This window comes from Pseudarthrobacter sp. PvP004 (assembly GCF_017876035.1).
GTDB classification, from domain to species: domain Bacteria; phylum Actinomycetota; class Actinomycetes; order Actinomycetales; family Micrococcaceae; genus Arthrobacter; species Arthrobacter aurescens_A.
In genome coordinates, this window is the sequence record NZ_JAGINL010000001.1 from 3,014,123 (window position 1) to 3,032,525 (window position 18,403).

The following is an 18,403-nucleotide window of genomic DNA, read 5'->3' on the forward strand; positions in this document are numbered from 1 at the left end:
CATCCCCAACCTCTGTTCCAATCAAGGGAGATTGCCGCAATGAACAAACTATTCCGTGCTGCCGCCGTCGCAGCCGTAGCTGCCCTGGCTTTGACAGCATGCGGCGGCGGAGGAGCCGCCAGCGACCCCTCCAACGTCAGCCCCACCGGAGAGATCAAGCCCCGCGAAATTTCCTGGTTGCTCTCCAGGCCCGCCGACGGAGCTGTCATCAACATCATGAAGAAGCTCGCAGACGACTACGCCAAGGACCACCCTGGCTTCGCACTGAATCTCATCACCACCCCGGACCGGCCCTCCTACATTCAAAAACTCGAAACCCTGGCCGCGGCCAACAAGTTGCCGGAACTGTTCGATACGGATGCCACCCCCTTCGCCCAGGAGCTGGCCAAGCAAGGCAAAATGGTGGACGCCGACAAGCTCCTGAAATCACTAAACGTCTACGACGACTACCGGCCCGGCGCACTTGACTACCAGCGCTTCGACGACGGCTCCCTGTACATGATCCCGTTCCAGTTCGAACTCGAGTTCATCTGGTACAACAAGGCCCTGATGGAAAAGGCCGGCGTTTCCGTGCCAAAGTCTCTCGATGACATCCCCGCCATGTGCACTGCCTTGCGGAATGCCGGGATCACCCCGATCGCCATCGACGGACAGGACCAGTGGCCGCTGGAACGCTACGTCGCGTACCAGCCGTTCCGTGAAGCGGGGCCCGACTTCGTCCAGAAGCTAAAGAAGGGCGAGGCATCCTTCTCGGATGAAGCCGGCCAGAAGACTGTGAACTGGATGGCTGACCTTGGCAAGGCGAAGTGCTTCCAAGAGGGCTTCTCCGCCCAAGGATATTCTGACGCGCAGAACCAGTTCACCTCGGGACAGGCCGCCATGTACAACATCGGCACGTGGGAACTTCCCAGCCTCGCCACCGACAAACTCAATCCTGACGTCCGCGACGACATCGATTTCTTCACCTTGCCCACCACTGAAGGTTCGGTGACATCTGCCAACGAGTTCGTCTCACCCTCCGGCATTGGCATGGCAGTGAATTCGAAGACCTACGATCCGTTGGTGAGCGACTTCCTGAAGTTCGCCTTGGAGAAGTACCCGGCTGAATACGCTGCCACCGGGGCCCTTTCTCCCACCACCAACGTACAAACGGCCATCCCGGCGAACGCGACTCCGCTGTACAAGAAGGCTCTCGAAACGGCCGACACCCTTGGGGGCAAGCAAGCCATGCCGTGGGATACCCAGCTGGACCCCACCACCAACGGCCGGCTGCAACAGGAACTCGTCCTACTGGTCCAGGGCAACATTACGCCCGAACAGTTCACCAAGACCATGGACGACGCCATCAAGCAGAACGCCCCCAAGTTCTTCAAGTAAACCGAAGCGGCGGGGGCTCCCAAGGCCCCCGCCCGAAAGGCCCACCATGCTACCCAACAGGTCAAGAACCTCGGTCCTGGTTTTCCTGCTTCCACCCCTGCTGCTCTACTGCGCAGCCGTACTCTTCCCGATTCTTCAGTCGTTGTTCCTGAGCTTCTTCTCCTGGAACGGCATCAGCGAGATGGAGTTCGTAGGGCTCGCCAACTATGTCCGGATGCTCACCGCGGACGACATTTTCTGGAGGTCCTTCTTCAACGCGCTCCTCTACCTGGCCATCTGCCTGGTGCTGCAGCTCGGCGGAGCACTGGTTGTAGCCAGTCTCCTCACGTCACTTCGCCGGGGCCGGGAACTCATCAAAACCCTCTACTTGCTGCCAGCTGTGATCTCCACCGTGGCAATTGCTTTCCTCTTTGTCCGTATCTACTCCATTGACCCAGTGGGCCTGTTGAACCAGCTGCTGCATTGGATAGGTTTGGGTTCCTTCGAACGGGCCTGGCTCTCCGATGTGAACACGGTGCTGGCCGCCGTATCCGCCCCCGAAGGCTGGCGGTTTACAGGGCTGTACATGCTCATCATTTACGCCGCCCTGATCGCGGTTCCCAAGGAACTCGAAGAAGCAGCTGTCCTGGACGGCGCCTCGAAGTGGACCCTCTTCACCAAGATCCGGTTCCCTTATATACGTCCCGTGTGGATTACTACCACCATCATGGCCACCACCTACGGCTTGCGCGGTTTCGATATCCCGTACCTCATGACCAACGGTGGCCCTGGGCAGTCCTCCGAGCTGCTCACCACCTACATGTACAAGACAGCCTTCACCAGCACGGACTTCGGCTACGCAAGTACCATCTCCGTCTTCATCGTGATCGAGTGCCTCGTCGCCGTCGGCCTCATCTTGTTCATGCTCAAGCGGAAGGCAGATTCATGATCACCCAGACAGCCCCGTCTACCCCGCGCGCTTCGACTCTGCCCTCGCCGGTTCGTCAGCGACGGCGGCGCAAGCCGAGCCTGTACCGGACACTCTCGCGGGTACTGATTATGCTCATCGTCATCGTCCAGGTCTACCCGCTCGCCTGGCTGTTCCTTACCAGCCTGCGGACGGAACACGATTTCGCAACCGGCGATCCCTTCGCGCTCCCCAGCTCGTTGACGTGGGAAAACTACGCGAGGGCCTTCGAAACGGGAGACCTGGGCCGGAATATCCTGAACAGTTTCATTGTCACCATGGGGGCCAACATCCTCATAGTGTTGTTCGGCATGATGGCTGCATACGCCATACAGGTTCTGGGATTCCGGCTGAGCCGCTTCGTCCGTGCCCTGTTCCTGATCGGGATCATTGTTCCGGTTCAGATCGCTTTGGTCCCGCTGTTCATCGACTACTCCGCCGTGAACCTGCTGGACACCTATCAGTCAATGATTATCCCCTTGGCCGGTTTCGCCCTGCCCATGTCCATTTACCTGTTCTCCTCCTTCTTCGAATACATTCCGCGGGAAACCTACGAAGCCGCATCCTTGGACGGCGCCGGACCTTACAGGATTTTTGGTCTGATCACCCTGCCGCTCTCACTCAACACCGTGGTCACCGTTGTCCTGGTGAACAGCATCTTCATTTGGAACGACTTCATCTTCGCCAACACTTTTGTTCTCTCCGAGGACTTGAAGACGATTCCCTTGGGCCTGCAGAACTACATCGGGGCCATGGGCAAAGTGGATTGGACAGCCACCTTTGCGGCCGTGTGCGTGACCATCACTCCGCTGCTCCTGGTCTTCCTGGTTCTGAACAAGGCCATGATCCAGGGCTTGGAAAGCGGGGCGACGAAGGGATGACCGCCATGGCAGGCGGATATACTCCAGAAGGAGGACAGATGATTTCGCAGGAGAAAAATTCGGGCAACGCGGCCGCCCCCATCGTTCATGCCGCAGTGGGCCGCGCCCATCCGGTGACCCTCCGCGAAGTCGCTGAACTAGCGGGGGTTTCCACTGCCACGGTCTCCCTGGTCATCAACAAAAAGAAGAACGCGCGCATCGCAGACGAGACACGTCAGCGGGTCACTGAGGCAATTGCTCAACTGGGCTACCGTCCAAATGCCATGGCCAAAACACTGGTCAGTGGAACCTCGAAGTTCATCGGGTTGGTGGCCGACGGCGTCGCCACCACGCCCTTCGCAGGCCAGATCATCCATGGCGCGCAAGACGAAGCGTGGAAACACGGTTACGCCTTGCTGATCGCCAATACCGAAGGCAATCAGGACCTCGAAAAAGATGCGATCGCCATGATGCTGGAATACAAGGTCCGCGGCATCCTGTACTCAACGTGGTTCCACCGACCCACCGATGTCCCGGAAACCCTTCGCGAGGCGGATTTCGTCCTGGTGAACTGTTTCTCCCCCGAGGCCGGGACGGCACGCGCCGTGGTGCCGGACGAAGCGCAAGGTGGACAGTCCGCCACGGACATCCTGCTCCGCGGCGGCCACCGGCGCATCGCGTTCATCAACACCACAACCCCCGCACCCGCCAAGGACGGTCGACTCCAGGGCTATAAGGACGCACTCGAAGCCGCTGGAATACCTTTTGATCCCGATTTGGTGCTCGAAGCGTACCCGGATCAGGAAGGCGGCTACGGCGCCACGCAGGATTTGCTCGAGCTTGGGGTTGGCGCCGTGTACTGCTACAACGACCGTATGGCCATGGGGCTTTACGACGGCCTGCGGGAAAACGGCCTCTCCATCCCGGAGGACATGGCCGTGGTGGGTTTCGACAACCAGGAAGTCATCGCCGCCCACCTCCGGCCGCCGCTTTCAACAGTGTCACTGCCCCACTACGAACTAGGCGCTGCGGGTGTTCGGATGCTGTTGGGCCTGGATGCCGCGCCTCTCGAGTCCGCTGTGAAGATCGCTTGCCCGGCGGTTGAGCGCGGCTCCGTTGCCGTTCATTCGCCCGCCTAGAGACCTGTTGTCATTGCTTGTTGCCCGAGGGCTTGGATAGGAATAGCGTTGAGGTGGAAGCCCAGTGGTCCCCCATCACTGGGCTTCCCTTTGGAACCGGCAGCTTGCGCTTCAGGCCTCTGTGGGGCGTCGCTTAGGAAAGGAGATCGACCTGATCAGTTTTCTTAAGGCGACTGCTGCAGCCGATGAATTGACCGGGATTGTCGGTATCGCCGCGCAGGTAATCGAAGCCCTCGGTGAATGGGGCGTGGGCTTGCTGACGCTTCTGGAGACTGTATTCCCACCCATACCCAGCGAGGTGATCCTCCCACTGGCTGGATTCCTTACCCAGCAGGGAAGCATGAACCTGATCCTGGTGTTTGTCACCAGCACGCTCGGGGCTTACGCCGGAGCGATGCTCCTGTACTGGCTGGGATACAAAGTGGGTTTGGAACGGTCAATAAAGCTACTGTCAAAGCTGCCGCTGGTCGATCGGGAAGATTTCGAGAAGGCCGCCGAATGGTTTGAACGTCACGGCAAATCAGCGATCTTCTTCGGTCGGCTGCTACCCGGCGTGCGCAGCCTCATTTCCCTCCCGGCAGGTGCCGAACGCATGAACCTGGCGACCTTCAGCGTCTTCACTGTCGCGGGAACCGGTCTGTGGAACGCACTGCTCATTGGAGCGGGCGCACTGCTCGGCAAGCAATATCATTTGGTGGACCAGTACTCCCGATTTCTCAACTACGCCGTTTATGCAGGACTGGCTGCGCTCTTAGTGTGGCTCATCATTCGAAGGGTCAAAAAGCGCAAGGAAAGTACCCGCTAGCCCACCCACGTCCGGCGTCATTGTGCGGTCGGTTCAGAGCAGTCGGGTCCGCACCGCAGTTCTGTCTACCTTCATTTCTTCCAAAAGCTCTGAAACGGGATCGTATTCGCCGCGGTTAAGGAGTGCTACGAGAAGATTCGAGGTGCCAGCGTGCCGTGGATCTTCCTCATTGGCCTTGGCTTTACGGCGATGTTGGTGGGACTTCTGATGCGCATGTACGTCAAAGCGAATGCTGCCGCATCCAAGGTCAACCAGGCAGGCTGACTCCTCGCCGCAATAAATCAGCGCTTCGTCGCTGCTGCCACAGTTCCGGAGCTGACACATACGGAAACAAGCAGCCACCGCCCAGTACGCTGGCCGTATGCCTTCGCCGTGGACCTTCCTCATCGCTCTGCACGCCATCGCAGCGGGCTACACCCTGATATTCGGCGCCGTGAACCTGCTCCGCCGCAATAAAGGGAGCGCAGCGCACAAGATTCTGGGCCGCATCTGGGCGGTTGCCATGTACGTCGTCGTGGTCACCTCGTTCGGGATCCGGACCATCGATGGCGGGTTCAATTGGCTCCACGCGCTTTCCGTTCTGACGTTCTGCACCCTGACGATGGGCTTGTGGGCCGTCAGTAAGGGCAACATCCGGGCCCACCAGCGCTTCATGACCGGCAGCTACTTCGGACTCGTCGGCGCGTTCATCGGCGTCGTGGCCGTGCCTGATCGGAGGCTCCCCCAAATGGCCATCCACGACCTCGCAGGCCTCACCCTCTGGGTGGCCGCCCTTGCACTCACTGCCGGGCTGACCGTCGCCGGGCTGATGCAACTGCGCCGGAAGGCCGGGGTGGTGCCCCGCGGATAGCCGCGCGCACGGCGCTCTGCTGAACGTCGCACCGGCCGCTGCGGTCCTCGCCGGAATCAACATCATCCAAGCCAACGGCAGCGCTCGGGTATGTTACTACCGGCTGTTCCTCGACGCCGACTCGAATCCGCGCGATCGTCCTGAGACCTTCAAGGACAAGGAGCTGCGACCGCTGAAGGATCTCTAAGAGAGGTACGGTCGCCGCGGGTCGGCATGGTCTTTGTTGAGTCTGCCGAAGTTGATCTGAGCGGGATGACCTTGTCAGTTCAGGCGCCGAGTGAGGTGAACTTCTACTGTGTCACCGTCGTCCTTCCCGATGGCTTTGCGGACAGGAGCAGCCACCGGGAGTTTGTGCGTGCCGTCTCCCAGCGCCATGAAGGCTCCAGTAAACGGGTGCCCGTCTACGGTGCCGGACACTTTGACCAGTCCACGGGTTCCAAAGATCTTCGCTGAATCGGGTAGCTGGACACAAGTCCACGTGTCACCAGGCCGGACTTTGCCGAGCTGGGCGACGAAGGTGATGTTCAGTGGTTGTGGTTCTGCCATCTTCTCTTCTCCTGGTCTCTGAGCCGAAGTCCGCAAGAAGCAAAACACAAGCTGGACTGCTTTGTCTTGGATCTGCGGAGCCGTTGTCCCCGCGCCACCTCCGCCTCGCGGTCGTCACTCATGGGGCAGTGCAGTCCTTCTGGCTACTCTGACAAGTCGCGACGCGCGGTGGCGTGATGCACCCGTCGCGGGGGTTTACACAGGAGTGTTGGTCTCCATTAGCGTCAGAGCTCCAATGACCAACATGGGCCATTCCCAGCATCCCGGACCCGATGAAGGTGAACTCCCGACGCCTCGTTCCCCTTGCCAGAAAACAGCTGGCGCAGAGGCCGGCCGCCAAGACCCCCGCACCGGCCAGCGCCAAGCTGACCGAAAGCGGCCTGAAGGGAAAACTGTCCGTAATCGTGCTGGTACTAACCCGTGCTTAGGCGGCTATCTTGCTGCCGGCCAGCACTCCGCTGCGTACTACAGGGACCAGATCCCGTTCCGCCGAACGGTCATGGCTGTGTCAGTCGCCGTGCCGGCATTGGCAGCCTTGGTGTCCGGTTACTCGGTGCTCGCCCGGCCCCGCAACACCTTCGGGGGCATCACCGGAGCTGTCGTCGTGGTGATTTGTCTGACCGCCGCCGTGCTGTGCTGGCTGCTCGGGACCGAAGCCGTCCGCAGGTCCACGCACTAGGCCGAGCACACCACCGGTCAGTGGCAGACCGCAGGCAACCCATGTGGGCATTCGAGTCCGATAGCAAGCTGCCCGCCCCTTGATCCAGAGGCGGACTCGGAAGGCGCAAGAACGGCACCTGGACATCCGCCGGATTGTGACCGACGTGCAATCCGCAGGAAGTCACGAAAGCTGTCCAAGAACCGGTCGTCCGGCTTGATAAGCCACGAGGGCCTTGCAAACATCGGCATGGGCTTCGAAATAGCCGGATTTCTCTCGAGGCCACACCTTTCTCCTTCGAGCGATAGGCGACCCATGCTCCAGTTTCCGAGCACACATAAACCCCGGTACAACGACTTCTCGATCAAGGCCAGCTCCCACGAAACCATCCGTGATGCCAGCGAACGCGCCCCCTTCAGCGCCAACAATGACGACAAGCTTGAGCTTTGCATGAAGGGGGCTGGAGCTACTGAAATCCGCTCCGGCCAGCATGAGAGGTTGAGGCCGTGAACATCCTCGTTTACGGCGCCGGAGGCATGGGTTTGTACTTCTCCGCACGCCTGGCCCAGGCCGGCCACCGCGTAGTGCTGAAAGCCCGGTCATCCACCCAGGACGCCAAACTGCACCTGTTCACCGGAGGTCGAACAGAAACCATATCCGGGGTAAGTGTGGTTTCTGAGATAGACCCGGTGGATGTCGACGTTGTCCTGATTGCCACCAAAGCCTGGCAGGTCGAGGACGCCCTTCTTGAGCTGCAGGGCAAGATCAGCAACGGGACCCCGCTGGTCACACTTCAAAACGGCATAGAGGCCCCCGAAGTCGCCCGGCGCATCTTCCCTGCCTCCCCGGTCATCGCCACAACCTGCGTTGTCATCGTCAAGCGCACGGCCCCACTGGCTGTTGAGCTTATCGGCGGAGAAGCCATCCTCAGCGCCGGACTCTTCGATGAGGTCGGCGCAGACACCGGCATCGCCGAGAGGGTGGTCGATGCCATCAACGAAAGCTCCGTCACGGCGACCCTTGCCCAGGACGTCCAACGCGCGCTCTGGAAGAAGATCGCCCTGATCGCTTCCTATGGCGGGGTAGGCGCCGTCTCAGGAGTCCCCGTCGGGGTGACCCGCACGCATCCCGAGACCCGGTCAATGGTCCGTGATGGCATCGTTGAGGTCGCCTCGGTAGCTCATGCCTACGGCGTCACGTTTACGAGGGAGGACGTGGAGGAAGTCTTCTCGGTCTACACTGACGTCTTCGACCCTTCGACGACGTCATCGATGCAGCGCGACCTGGCTTCAGGATTGCCGTCAGAATTGGCAGATCAAAACGGGGCGATTGTTGCCCGGGCCGCCCAAGTAAGGGTGGCAACTCCAACCCATTCGTTCATCCTGAACTCACAGCTACCTCGGGAACGGCAAGCAAGGCTGAGCTCATGAGCGAGACTCCCACAGTACGGCGCATGGCTGTCCCGCCCCTGATAGCGGTCAGCATCGGGAACTCGGGCCGGCGTCTGATGCGGTGACATTATGGGGGCCCCTTCTGAACGGGCGAGGCTAAACGCCCCGACAGCATGCTGCCACATCAAGCCCTTCACCATTGACCATGCGTAGTTCCGAACGTTGTGCCGGTAAAAGAGCTGCATGTGGCCGGCCCCGCCATGCTCTGGCCAGAGAGGCCAGCATTGCCGTGCTTTGTTTGAACGCTTATAACCTAAGTTAGGTTTTCCCGGCTGTTGTTATTTGACAACGCAACCTAGGTTATGGATGAACGAAATGGAACGGGACCTGATCCTCTCGCAGGCGATGTTGCTGTTGCGCGAAGCGGACGTGCGGATCACGGGCGGCAACCTCGATGCACTGTCTTTGACGCTCCCGGACAGCAGCGTCTGGGAAGTGAAGGTGCAGCTGGCGGCCACTCCCCCGACGCCCAGTAAGCTGCGGGCCATCCTTGAACGGGAGACTCGGACGCTGATTGTCACGTTCCGCCCAACCGAGCGACTCACCGAAGCGGCTCTCCAGGACAAGGTTGACCTGATTACCATCGCTCCGGTCTCAGTCATCATTGGCGGTGTTCAGCGCCTGGAACCACGCCATAAGCCCGAAGCCGTTGAGAAGACCCACGGGCGGGCGCCGTGGGGCCGGTGGGCATTGCTGCGCGCCTTGGCCCTCGCAGATGGGCCGCAAACGCAGCAGGAGCTCGCAGCAGCGGCCGGCATTAGCCAGCCGGCGGTGAACAAGCACCTGAAAACGCTGGGGGCTTTTGTCGACCGCGATCAGTGGGGCTGGCACGCCCACGACGTTGACGCCATCATCACATCGTTGCTGGCCAGCTACCCCGGGCCCCGGGGCGTGACGTCTTATTGGTATGGGCTGGATTCCACTGCCGAGCAAGCCAAGAAGGCCGCCGAATACGCCACTGCGCTGGGCGCATCCCCTTTGGTCTCCGGGGACGCTGCGGCGGACTTTTACGCGCCCTGGCGGTTGCCGGACAACGCCGTCGTCTACGTCCATGAAGCTGTGGATTTCACCGATGCCGGCTTCGCCCCCGCGACTCCGGAGGAAGCAACGCTTATCACCACCGTCCCTGAAGACTTCACCCTGTGGGCCACCGCGTCCCTGGTGCACCACTCGGATGGGATCCCCTTGGCCGACCCGCTGATCACGCTCCGGGACGTCATGGCCGGGGACGCTGTCGACATCCAAGAGGCAGCTGACCAGCTCCGCAAAGTCATCGTGGCGAAAGCTGCTCGATGAACACCATCAACGTCATCTCCATGTCCAACGCAGCAAATCTCGGGTATCGGGCGCTGGCCGACGTCGCCGAAGCGGCAAAGGGCTTGGAGCTCCGCAAAGTGACCCACTAACGGGATGGCAGGCTGATTATCGACGTCTGAGAGAGCAAGACCAGTCTGAAGCCATTGCCGGTTAGAGGCGCTCAAGCTTCGGGGTTCTGGACCTCGGTCCTCCGGGCCTGGAGTTTTGGTCCGATGAACTGCCCCAGAACAAGCCAGAGAATCGTCACAACGACCACGGTTGTGCCCATGGCGGGGTTGTTCCGGTCAATGGCAGTCCCAAGGTCTTGTTGCCTGGCTGCATGGCTCCCTCTATGCAGCCCAGGAGCCCGCTGGTGTCGTCTGGCTTCTTGAAAGCGTGTTGTCAACGTGTAGTGCCCTGCATTTCCGACACGAAAAACCCCTCCGCTCCGGACAAAATCGCCGGAAGGGAGGGGTGGTGGAGCCCCCTGTCGGATTCGAACCGACGACCCCCGCTTTACAAGAGCGGTGCTCTGGCCAACTGAGCTAAGGAGGCGCGCTCCGGTTACCCGAAGCAAAGCGCGAAAGAGCGCTAGATAAGGTTAGCCCAGACCATCCCCGTCAACGAAATTAGCCGCTCCAAAGCAACAGCGGCCGGCCACCCGCAGGGGTGACCGGCCGCCGTCGTGCATTCCGCGAAGGTTAGCCCTTGGCGTCAATTGCCGTCTGGATCTCGGCGTTCAGGTCGGTCCGGCCGTCCCACTGCTTGCCGTCGATGAACACGGTGGGCGTACCGGTGACGCCGATCGCTGCAGCTTCCTGCGTGGCAACCTTCACCCACGGACGGAACTGCTTGCTGTCGATGCAGGAGTCGATGTTGGCCGCACCGATTTCGGTGGCCATTTTCTTGAGGTCGTTGTCGGAGATGCCCGCTCCGCCTTCAGCCGGCTGGCGTTCGAAGAGCAGGTTGAAGAATTCCGCGTACTTCTCGGGGGATGAGTTCACTACGCAGGCAGCAGCGTTGGCTGCGCGGGAAGAGTAGTTGGTGGTGGACTGGCGGTCCAGGAAGCCCAGGGCGCGGTACTCGACGGAAATCTTGCCTTCGTTGCGGAGGCTGGTGAGGGACTCCCCGTAAGTGCTCTCGAACTGCTTGCAGACCGGGCAAATGAAGTCGATGTAGGCAACAACCTTGACGGGCTTGCCGGCCTCGGCTTCGCCGGCCGGAACCGTTACCGTAGCCGGCTTGGTGGCGGGAGGAGCCGGAACGTCAGCCACGTTGACGGTGGCAGGTTCCGTTTTCAGGACTTCAGTGTTGGCCAGCAGCGTTATGCCACCGTGCACGTTGCCGTTGGCCGGCGTCGGACCCTGATCGGCCACGGAGACCTCACGATTGCCAATAACCACAGCCGCGATTATCCCGATGATGACCACCACGGCCACCACGATGCCCCAGCCGACAAGAAGCTTGTTGCGCTTCTCCTTCTTCAGCTGCTCTTCGCGGATTGCGCGCGCTTTCTCCCGCGCCTGGGCGGTCTTTTCGGCCTTGGACAGGCGTGGTTCGTTTGCGGGGCTCATCAGTTCCTCGGGGTATTCGACGTCATAGTGCATAGCTAGGGCAACGGGCCCAGTTTACGGGAGCAAACTTGAAGGTTTTCCCATACCCATTGACCCGGTTGTTGAACGATCAACTGCCGAGGAAGATTCCGCTAGTAGGCTGGGAGTTGAGTCACAGCAACCCCAGGGAGCGTTAATGCAGGAACCGGCAAGCGAAAAACTCAGTACCGGACAGGGCACCAAGGCTTCTCCAACAAAGAAGCCCACGGCGAGCAAGTTCGATTTCATGGTGGTTTCCAACAGGCTGCCCGTTGACAGGTGCAGCAGCGACGGAAACGACGACGGCGGCGACGGCTGGCGTCGTTCACCCGGGGGCCTGGTCACGGCGCTCGCGCCGATGATGACAAAGTCCGACGGCGCGTGGGTGGGTTGGCATGGAGCGCCCGACGAGACGGTGCGTCCCTTCAGCCACGAAGGCATGGACCTGGTCCCGGTCCAGCTCAGCAGCCACGAAGTGGAGCTGTACTACGAGGGCTTCTCCAACGCGACCATCTGGCCGCTTTACCACGACGTGATCGCACCGCCGGAGTTCCACCGTACGTGGTGGGATTCGTACCGCCAGGTCAATAAGAAGTTTGCCGACGCCATCATTCGCCATGCCGCCGAAGGCGCCACTGTGTGGGTCCAGGACTACCAGCTCCAGTTGGTTCCGCGAATGCTCCGCGAGGCCAGGCCGGACCTGAAGATCGGCTTCTTCAACCACATTCCCTTCCCTCCCCCGGAGATCTTCGCGCAGCTCCCTTGGCGCCGGGAGATCATTGACGGCTTGCTGGGCGCTGACCTTCTGGGCTTCCAGCGCCCCAGCGACGCCGGTAACTTCATGCGCTCTGCCCGGCGCTTCCTGGGTGCCAGCGTCAAGCAGCAGCAGGTTCACGTGAAGGGCCCGGATGGCGAAGTTACGCACATCGCGCGGGCGCAGGCCTTTCCCATTTCCATCGACGTTGACCAGATCCGCGAGCTGGCCGCCAGGCCGGACATCATCGAGCGGGCCAAGCAGATCCGCAAGGACCTGGGAGATCCCAAGACCATCCTGCTGGGTGTTGACCGACTGGATTACACCAAGGGCATCGGCCACCGTCTCAAGGCCTTCGAGGAACTTCTTCGCGAGGGCAGCATCAAGGTAGAGGACGCCACCCTGATTCAGGTGGCGAGCCCCAGCCGCGAACGCGTGGAACAGTACAGGCTCCTGCGCGAGGAGATCGAAGGCACTGTTGGCCATATCAACGGCACGTACGACACCATCCAGAACACGGCCGTCCGCTACCTGCACCACAGCTATCCGGTGGAGGAAATGGTGGCGCTGTACCTCGCCGCGGATGTCATGCTCGTAACGGCCCTGCGTGATGGCATGAACCTGGTGGCTAAGGAGTATGTCACGGCCCGTTCGGAGGACGATGGCGCGTTGGTTCTCAGCGAGTTCGCCGGCGCCGCCGACCAACTCAAGCAAGCGCTCCTGATCAACCCGCACGACATCGACGGCCTGAAGTCGGCCATCCTGCGCGCTGTGAATCTCCCGCCCAAGGAAGCCCGCCGCCGCATGAAGCTGATGCGCAAGCAGATCCTGGACCACGACGTGGATCATTGGTCAGCTGAGTTCCTGGCTGCCTTGGAGGAAAAGGTGGTGCGTGATGACAGCTGAGAACCTTTCCCTGTCACCGGAACTGCTGGATGCCGTCCGGCGCATTTCCGGCACGGAGCACCTTCTGGTTGCCCTGGATTTCGACGGCACCCTGTCCCCTATCGTCGACCGCGCGGAGGACGCACGCCCCCTGCCCCGGTCCGCCGCGGCGCTGGAGGCCCTCGCCCAACTTCCGCGTACGACGACGGCACTCATCTCGGGCCGCGCACTGGACAGCCTGCGGCTGGTCGCCTCGCCCCCGGCGGATACGCTGCTGATCGGCAGCCACGGTGCCGAGGTCTGGCTGGGTGAGGGATCTTTGGGCCTGGAACTGGACGAAGATCAGCGCCTGAAGCTGGCCGCGGTGCGTGAGGTTCTTTCGGAGATCGTGAACATCGCTCCGGGGACGCTGCTCGAGGACAAACCCGCCGGCGTCGTCCTCCACACGAGGATGGCCGACGACGACGTTGCGGATGACGCCGTCGAGGCCGCGATGCGGGTGCTCCGGGAGCACCCCGGTGTCTACCTGAAGACGGGGAAGCGGGTTCTGGAGACGTCCGTCGTCCATGCCTCCAAGGGTGAGGCTGTGGAGTTCCTGCGTCAGGCGACCGGAGCGACGGCCATCCTGTTCGCTGGTGACGATGTCACCGATGAGGATGCGTTGGGCCGGCTGATGGGCGACGACGTCGGCATCAAGGTGGGCTTGGATTTCACCCAGGCCCAGTATCGGGTGGAGGCGCCTGTGCACGTGGCGGAGTTGCTGGAAGCGTTGCTGCGGGAACGGCGCAGGGTCACCACCGATGCTTAGCGAGTGACGAGCGCAACGTGTGACGTTCGTAACATTTAGGTAGTAAGTCAAAAAGTCTGACATACTCTTGGATGTGATGTGACGCACAGTACCGTGCGACGTCACACGATCCTCCCCGGCCATTGGCCGGGGAGTTCAACTGAAGAAAATGAACCATTCACAACGGATCGTCCGGCACGTACCTGCCGGTGAAGGGATTGATAACTGTGGCTACAGTTACTTTTGATAACGCTACGCGTCTGTACCCGGGCACAGATAAGCCCGCCGTCGATAAGCTCAACATCGACATCGCCGATGGCGAATTCCTGGTCCTCGTTGGACCCTCCGGTTGCGGTAAGTCCACCTCGCTGCGCATGCTCGCAGGCCTTGAGGACGTCAACGCCGGCCGCATCCTGATCGGCGACCGCGACGTCACGGACGTTCCGCCGAAGGACCGCGACATTGCAATGGTCTTCCAGAACTACGCCCTTTACCCGCACATGACCGTTGCGGACAACATGGGCTTCGCACTGAAGATCGCCGGCATCTCCAAGGAAGAGCGCGCCGAGCGTGTCCGCGAAGCCGCCAAGCTTCTTGACCTCGAGCAGTACCTGGACCGCAAGCCGAAGGCACTCTCCGGCGGTCAGCGCCAGCGTGTTGCCATGGGCCGTGCAATCGTCCGTAACCCACAGGTCTTCCTCATGGATGAGCCGCTTTCCAACCTTGACGCCAAGCTCCGCGTCCAGACCCGTACGCAGATCGCATCCCTGACCCGCCGCCTGGGCGTCACCACGGTTTACGTGACGCACGACCAGGTCGAGGCCATGACCATGGGTGACCGCGTTGCTGTCCTGAAGGACGGCCTCCTGCAGCAGGTTGACACCCCGCGCAACCTCTACGACCGCCCGCAGAACGTCTTCGTTGCAGGATTCATCGGCTCCCCGGCCATGAACCTGCTTGAACTGCCGGTCGTCGACGGCGGCGTCCAGTTCGGTGGGACGGTTTACCCCGTGCCGCGCAACATCCTCGAAGAGGCTCACGGCCAGACCGTCACCGTTGGTTCGCGTCCGGAAGACCTCGAGACTGTCGGCAACGGCGAAGGCCTCCAGGTTGAGGTTGACGTCGTGGAAGAACTCGGCGCCGACGCTTACGTCTACGGCCACACCATCCTTGACGGCAAGAGCCACGACATCGTTGCTCGCGTCGACGGTCGCCGCCCTCCGATGAAGGGTGAGTCCATCTTCGTTCGTCCGCAGTCCGGCCACGTGCACCTGTTCGACACGAAGACCGGCCTGCGCCTGGGCGACTAATCCCGCCAACCGCCGGCTGGGTCCGCCCACCGGCCAGTACATCCGCATTGTGACAGCGGCCCGACCCCACCCGGTCGGGCCGCTCTCGCTTTAACCTAACTCCTGCGAAAGAACGGCATGAACACGACGGACAACCTGATCCCCCGCCCCTCGCACGTCGCACTCCTGAACGGCCCGGCCTTCACACTCGCCCCCACAGCACGGATCGCCGCTTCCGGCGCAGCTACCCCTGTAGCCAGGCAGCTTGCCTCGCTGCTGCGCCGCGGCACTGGTTTCGACCTCCCCACCGTTGAGGACACTCGCCCCGGTGACATCTCCCTCGAGTTGGTGGAGACATTCGACGGCGGCCCGGAAGCTTACGAGCTCAGCGTCACCGAGGGTGGGGTCGTACTCGCGGCCTCCACTCCAGCGGGACTCTTCAACGGAGTGCAGACACTCCGCCAGCTTTTTCCTGCTTCCATTGAGGGCACTGATCCTCAGGCAGGCACGTGGGTGATTCCCGCCGTCGAGATTGCGGATGCTCCGCGCTTTGCGTACCGCGGCCTCATGCTGGACGTTGCCCGCAACTTCTTCACGGTGCAGGAGGTGAAGGAGCAGATCGACGTCATGACGCAGTTCAAGTTCAATGCCCTGCACCTGCACCTCACGGACGATCAAGCATGGCGCATCGAAATTCATGAGCCCGCAAAGAACCCGTCCGGTTTGCCCTACGCCAAGCTGACCGAAGTGGGCGGCCAGGGCGCGGTGGAGGTTTCCACCGCAATGCCTCCCCGGGGCAATTCCGGCTTCTACACCCAGCAGGATTTCAAGGACATCCAGGCCTACGCCGGCACCAAGAACGTGCTGGTCATACCGGAGATCGATCTTCCCGGCCACGTCAACGCCGCCCTCGCCGCGATCCCGCAGCTGAATCCCGACGGCCAGGCCAAGCCGATGAGCACTACGTCGGAGGTGGGCTGGTCAACGCTCACTGAAGACTTGCCCGCAACCTACGAGTTCGTACGCGAGGTCCTCGGCCAGCTCGCCGCGATCACCGTGGGACCTTACCTTCACATTGGTGGCGACGAAGCCCACGTCACCGGACATGACGACTACGTCTCCATGGTGCAGCGGTTCGTGAGGATCGGCGCCGAGACCGGCAAATCCGTGGTGGGCTGGAACGAATTCGCCGCCGTCGAGCTTCCGCAAGGTTCCGTCATTCAGTACTGGCACGGCGATTTCGAACCCACTGTGCGGCAGGCTGAACAAAACGGGTCACGGGTGATCATGTCCCCCGCGGCCAACACCTACCTGGACCAGAAGTATGCGTCGGACAGCCCTGTCGGCCTCGAATGGGTGGAAGGCGGGCCTTTCACCTGGTCCGAGTACTACAACTGGGACCCTGCCCAAGGCGGGTTGCAGGACCAGCAGATCCTCGGCGTCGAAGGCCCGCTGTGGACCGAAACCGTTCGCAACAACCAGCAGGCCCAATGGCTCCTGTACCCGAGGGCGGTCTCCTTGGCGGAAGTCGCGTGGTCCGGTCAGGAGGTTCGCAACCCGGGTGACTTCCGACGTCGTTTGGGCGCCTTGGGTGAGCGGCTCGCCACGCAAGGTGTCGCCTTCCAAGAAGCGCCCGACGTCGAGTGGTCCGCGAAGCCGGAGTATCCCTTTCCTGGCACGATAGCCGGAAGCGCATCCAAGTACGGAACAATTGAGGCATGAGCGAGCAAAACGAAGCCCAGTGGCACGACGAACCCACCGATTACGGGCAGATCGGCAAGCTCCCCAGGACCGAGGCCGCCAGTGCGCAGGACACCGCACCGCCGGCCAGTGTCATCGGTTCCCTGAACATTACTGCCGCTGCGGCAGATCCGGAGTTGCTGGACCTCCCCTGGCATATTGCCTTGGAAGACTGGCCGGCTGAGAACCTGGCCGCTCTCCCCCGCGGTATTTCCCGGCACATCGTCCGTTTCGCGCACTTGGGTGGCTCGGTGATCGCCATCAAGGAAACGTCGGAGCACGTTGCCCGCCACGAGTACCACATGCTGCGGAAGCTGGCCCGGCTGGACGTGCCCTGCGTGGAGCCGGTGGCTGTCATCACGGGCAGGACCACAGCGGACGGCAGGCCCCTGAATCCAGTGCTGGTCACCCGGCACCTGAAATTCTCCATGCCGTACCGCGCACTGTTCTCGCAGATGCTCCGCAAAGACACCTTGACTCGCCTGATCGACGCCCAGGCGCTGCTGCTGGTACGCCTGCACCTTGTGGGCTTCTACTGGGGTGACGTTTCACTGTCCAACACGTTGTTCCGCCGCGACGCCGGCGCCTTTGCCGCGTACCTGGTGGATGCTGAAACGGGAGAGCTCTACCCCGATCTCTCCATGGGCCAGCGTGAATACGACCTCGAAATCGCCCGGGTGAACATCGCCGGCGAACTGATGGATTTGCTGGACGGCGGACTCATCGAGGAGAAGGTGGATCCCGTAGCCACCAGTGAGCTGATCATGGACAGCTACCGACGCCTCTGGACCGAGCTGACCGAGAAGGAGTCCTTCGAGCTCGGCGAACGGTGGCGCGTTGCCGCCCGAATCCGGCGCCTCAACGAGCTGGGCTTCGATGTGGAGGAGTACGCCATCAAGACCACGGCGGACGGATCCACCATCCAGCTCCAGCCCAAGGTGGTGGACGCCGGTCACCACCAGCGTCGTTTGCTGCGCCTTACGGGCCTGGACGCCCAGGAAAACCAGGCCCGCAGGCTCCTCAACGACATGGACCAGTTCCGCGCGGACAACAACCCGGATCTGGACGAGGAAATCAGCGCCCACATTTGGGTCAGCCAGATCTTCGAGCCCATTGTGCGTTCCATTCCGCGCCACTTGGCCGGAAAGCTGGAGCCCGCGGAAGTGGTGCACGAGGTCCTGGAGCACCGCTGGTACATGAGCCAGAAGCAGGACAGGTACGTGCCCCTGGCGGAGACCGTGCAGTCCTACCTGGATACGGTGCTGCAGCACCGCCGCGACGAGGCCGCCATCATGCTGAACCCGGATACGGAGCTCCTCAAGATCCTTGAGGTGGAAGTGGAGGAATCCGGCCGGTACGACGACGAGGACGAGTACCCGGACGCGGACGACTAACGCACGTTGAAACGAACTCGACGGTCGGCACTCA

17 protein-coding genes and 1 tRNA gene are annotated in these 18,403 nt (G+C 61.6%); 15 read left to right on the forward strand and 3 right to left on the reverse strand.

Going from position 1 to position 18,403, the window contains the following annotated elements; genetic code table 11:
* Positions 1–39: 39 nt before the first annotated feature.
* The 6 genes from J3A64_RS13525 (at position 40) to J3A64_RS13550 (ending at position 5,977) form a co-directional block, all read left to right on the forward strand.
* On the forward strand, positions 40–1,377 hold the full coding sequence (locus J3A64_RS13525) for an ABC transporter substrate-binding protein (RefSeq protein WP_210064520.1): 1,338 nt from the start codon (positions 40–42) through the stop codon (positions 1,375–1,377).
* A 46-nt stretch (positions 1,378–1,423) separates the two neighbouring features.
* Entirely contained in the window at positions 1,424–2,305 is an 882-nt protein-coding gene (locus J3A64_RS13530; RefSeq protein ID WP_011773682.1) for a carbohydrate ABC transporter permease, read from the forward strand.
* Positions 2,302–3,204, forward strand: coding sequence for a carbohydrate ABC transporter permease (locus J3A64_RS13535; RefSeq protein ID WP_011773681.1), 903 nt, complete (start codon positions 2,302–2,304; stop codon positions 3,202–3,204). The genes J3A64_RS13530 and J3A64_RS13535 overlap by 4 nt, the downstream gene beginning before the upstream one ends.
* A gap of 38 nt (positions 3,205–3,242) precedes the next feature.
* Positions 3,243–4,322, forward strand: coding sequence for a LacI family DNA-binding transcriptional regulator (locus tag J3A64_RS13540; RefSeq protein WP_187329922.1), 1,080 nt, complete (start codon positions 3,243–3,245; stop codon positions 4,320–4,322).
* A 64-nt stretch (positions 4,323–4,386) separates the two neighbouring features.
* Positions 4,387–5,127, forward strand: coding sequence for a DedA family protein (locus tag J3A64_RS13545; RefSeq protein WP_210064521.1), 741 nt, complete (start codon positions 4,387–4,389; stop codon positions 5,125–5,127).
* A gap of 361 nt (positions 5,128–5,488) precedes the next feature.
* Positions 5,489–5,977, forward strand: a complete 489-nt coding sequence (locus tag J3A64_RS13550; RefSeq protein ID WP_210064522.1) for a DUF2306 domain-containing protein — start codon at positions 5,489–5,491, stop codon at positions 5,975–5,977.
* A 261-nt stretch (positions 5,978–6,238) separates the two neighbouring features.
* Here the strand turns inward: J3A64_RS13550 and J3A64_RS13555 are convergent, their stop codons facing one another.
* On the reverse strand, positions 6,239–6,523 hold the full coding sequence (locus J3A64_RS13555) for a DUF1905 domain-containing protein (RefSeq protein WP_210064523.1): 285 nt from the start codon (positions 6,521–6,523) through the stop codon (positions 6,239–6,241).
* 244 nt (positions 6,524–6,767) lie between these two features.
* On the opposite strand from J3A64_RS13555, the gene J3A64_RS23745 reads away from it, so the two are divergent.
* The 4 genes from J3A64_RS23745 (at position 6,768) to J3A64_RS13570 (ending at position 9,928) form a co-directional block, all read left to right on the forward strand.
* The gene (locus tag J3A64_RS23745) at positions 6,768–7,202 is read left to right on the forward strand and encodes a hypothetical protein (protein ID WP_286176313.1); all 435 of its coding nucleotides are present in this window, start codon (positions 6,768–6,770) and stop codon (positions 7,200–7,202) included.
* Between the two features lie 294 nt (positions 7,203–7,496).
* Positions 7,497–7,691 (forward strand): hypothetical protein, encoded by a 195-nt coding sequence (locus J3A64_RS23750; protein WP_286176315.1) that lies wholly within the window; start codon positions 7,497–7,499, stop codon positions 7,689–7,691.
* A complete protein-coding gene (locus tag J3A64_RS13565; RefSeq protein WP_210064524.1) occupies positions 7,688–8,611 on the forward strand; it encodes a ketopantoate reductase family protein in 924 nt (307 codons plus the stop codon). Before J3A64_RS23750 ends, J3A64_RS13565 begins: the two co-directional genes overlap by 4 nt.
* A 327-nt stretch (positions 8,612–8,938) precedes the next feature.
* Positions 8,939–9,928, forward strand: a complete 990-nt coding sequence (locus J3A64_RS13570; RefSeq protein ID WP_210064525.1) for an ArsR family transcriptional regulator — start codon at positions 8,939–8,941, stop codon at positions 9,926–9,928.
* A 478-nt stretch (positions 9,929–10,406) separates the two neighbouring features.
* Here J3A64_RS13570 and J3A64_RS13575 read toward each other — a convergent pair.
* Positions 10,407–10,483, reverse strand: a tRNA-Thr gene (locus J3A64_RS13575).
* Positions 10,484–10,629: 146 nt separating this feature from the next.
* The gene (locus J3A64_RS13580; protein WP_043469807.1) at positions 10,630–11,502 is read right to left on the reverse strand and encodes a thioredoxin domain-containing protein; all 873 of its coding nucleotides are present in this window, start codon (positions 11,500–11,502) and stop codon (positions 10,630–10,632) included.
* A gap of 175 nt (positions 11,503–11,677) precedes the next feature.
* Here J3A64_RS13580 and J3A64_RS13585 point away from each other — a divergent pair, with 175 nt between their 5' ends.
* From J3A64_RS13585 to J3A64_RS13605, 5 genes are all read left to right on the forward strand, one after another.
* On the forward strand, positions 11,678–13,180 hold the full coding sequence (locus J3A64_RS13585) for a trehalose-6-phosphate synthase (RefSeq protein ID WP_011773669.1): 1,503 nt from the start codon (positions 11,678–11,680) through the stop codon (positions 13,178–13,180).
* Positions 13,170–13,967 carry a trehalose-phosphatase gene (otsB, locus tag J3A64_RS13590; RefSeq protein WP_014920859.1) on the forward strand — a complete coding sequence of 266 codons (798 nt, stop codon included), beginning with the start codon at positions 13,170–13,172 and terminating at the stop codon, positions 13,965–13,967. The genes J3A64_RS13585 and otsB overlap by 11 nt, the downstream gene beginning before the upstream one ends.
* A 206-nt stretch (positions 13,968–14,173) precedes the next feature.
* Positions 14,174–15,256, forward strand: a complete 1,083-nt coding sequence (locus J3A64_RS13595; protein WP_011773667.1) for an ABC transporter ATP-binding protein — start codon at positions 14,174–14,176, stop codon at positions 15,254–15,256.
* Positions 15,257–15,373: 117 nt separating this feature from the next.
* A complete protein-coding gene (locus J3A64_RS13600) occupies positions 15,374–16,957 on the forward strand; it encodes a beta-N-acetylhexosaminidase (protein WP_210064526.1) in 1,584 nt (527 codons plus the stop codon).
* The gene (locus J3A64_RS13605; protein WP_011773665.1) at positions 16,954–18,369 is read left to right on the forward strand and encodes a DUF4032 domain-containing protein; all 1,416 of its coding nucleotides are present in this window, start codon (positions 16,954–16,956) and stop codon (positions 18,367–18,369) included. Before J3A64_RS13600 ends, J3A64_RS13605 begins: the two co-directional genes overlap by 4 nt.
* The last annotated feature ends 34 nt before the right edge of the window (positions 18,370–18,403 follow it).

Excerpts from the sequence above, each read along its gene's own strand:
- J3A64_RS13600 (WP_210064526.1), top strand. The coding sequence starts at position 15,374 with ATGAACACGACGGACAACCTGATCCCCCGCCCCTCGCACGTCGCACTC.
- J3A64_RS13550 (WP_210064522.1), top strand. The coding sequence starts at position 5,489 with ATGCCTTCGCCGTGGACCTTCCTCATCGCTCTGCACGCCATCGCAGCG.
- J3A64_RS23745 (WP_286176313.1), top strand. The coding sequence starts at position 6,768 with ATGGGCCATTCCCAGCATCCCGGACCCGATGAAGGTGAACTCCCGACG.
- otsB (WP_014920859.1), top strand. The coding sequence starts at position 13,170 with ATGACAGCTGAGAACCTTTCCCTGTCACCGGAACTGCTGGATGCCGTC.
- J3A64_RS13570 (WP_210064525.1), top strand. The coding sequence starts at position 8,939 with ATGAACGAAATGGAACGGGACCTGATCCTCTCGCAGGCGATGTTGCTG.
- J3A64_RS13555 (WP_210064523.1), bottom strand. The coding sequence starts at position 6,523 with ATGGCAGAACCACAACCACTGAACATCACCTTCGTCGCCCAGCTCGGC.
- J3A64_RS13540 (WP_187329922.1), top strand. The coding sequence starts at position 3,243 with ATGATTTCGCAGGAGAAAAATTCGGGCAACGCGGCCGCCCCCATCGTT.
- J3A64_RS13585 (WP_011773669.1), top strand. The coding sequence starts at position 11,678 with ATGCAGGAACCGGCAAGCGAAAAACTCAGTACCGGACAGGGCACCAAG.
- J3A64_RS13525 (WP_210064520.1), top strand. The coding sequence starts at position 40 with ATGAACAAACTATTCCGTGCTGCCGCCGTCGCAGCCGTAGCTGCCCTG.
- J3A64_RS13535 (WP_011773681.1), top strand. The coding sequence starts at position 2,302 with ATGATCACCCAGACAGCCCCGTCTACCCCGCGCGCTTCGACTCTGCCC.
- J3A64_RS23750 (WP_286176315.1), top strand. The coding sequence starts at position 7,497 with ATGCTCCAGTTTCCGAGCACACATAAACCCCGGTACAACGACTTCTCG.
- J3A64_RS13530 (WP_011773682.1), top strand. The coding sequence starts at position 1,424 with ATGCTACCCAACAGGTCAAGAACCTCGGTCCTGGTTTTCCTGCTTCCA.
- J3A64_RS13605 (WP_011773665.1), top strand. The coding sequence starts at position 16,954 with ATGAGCGAGCAAAACGAAGCCCAGTGGCACGACGAACCCACCGATTAC.
- J3A64_RS13580 (WP_043469807.1), bottom strand. The coding sequence starts at position 11,502 with ATGAGCCCCGCAAACGAACCACGCCTGTCCAAGGCCGAAAAGACCGCC.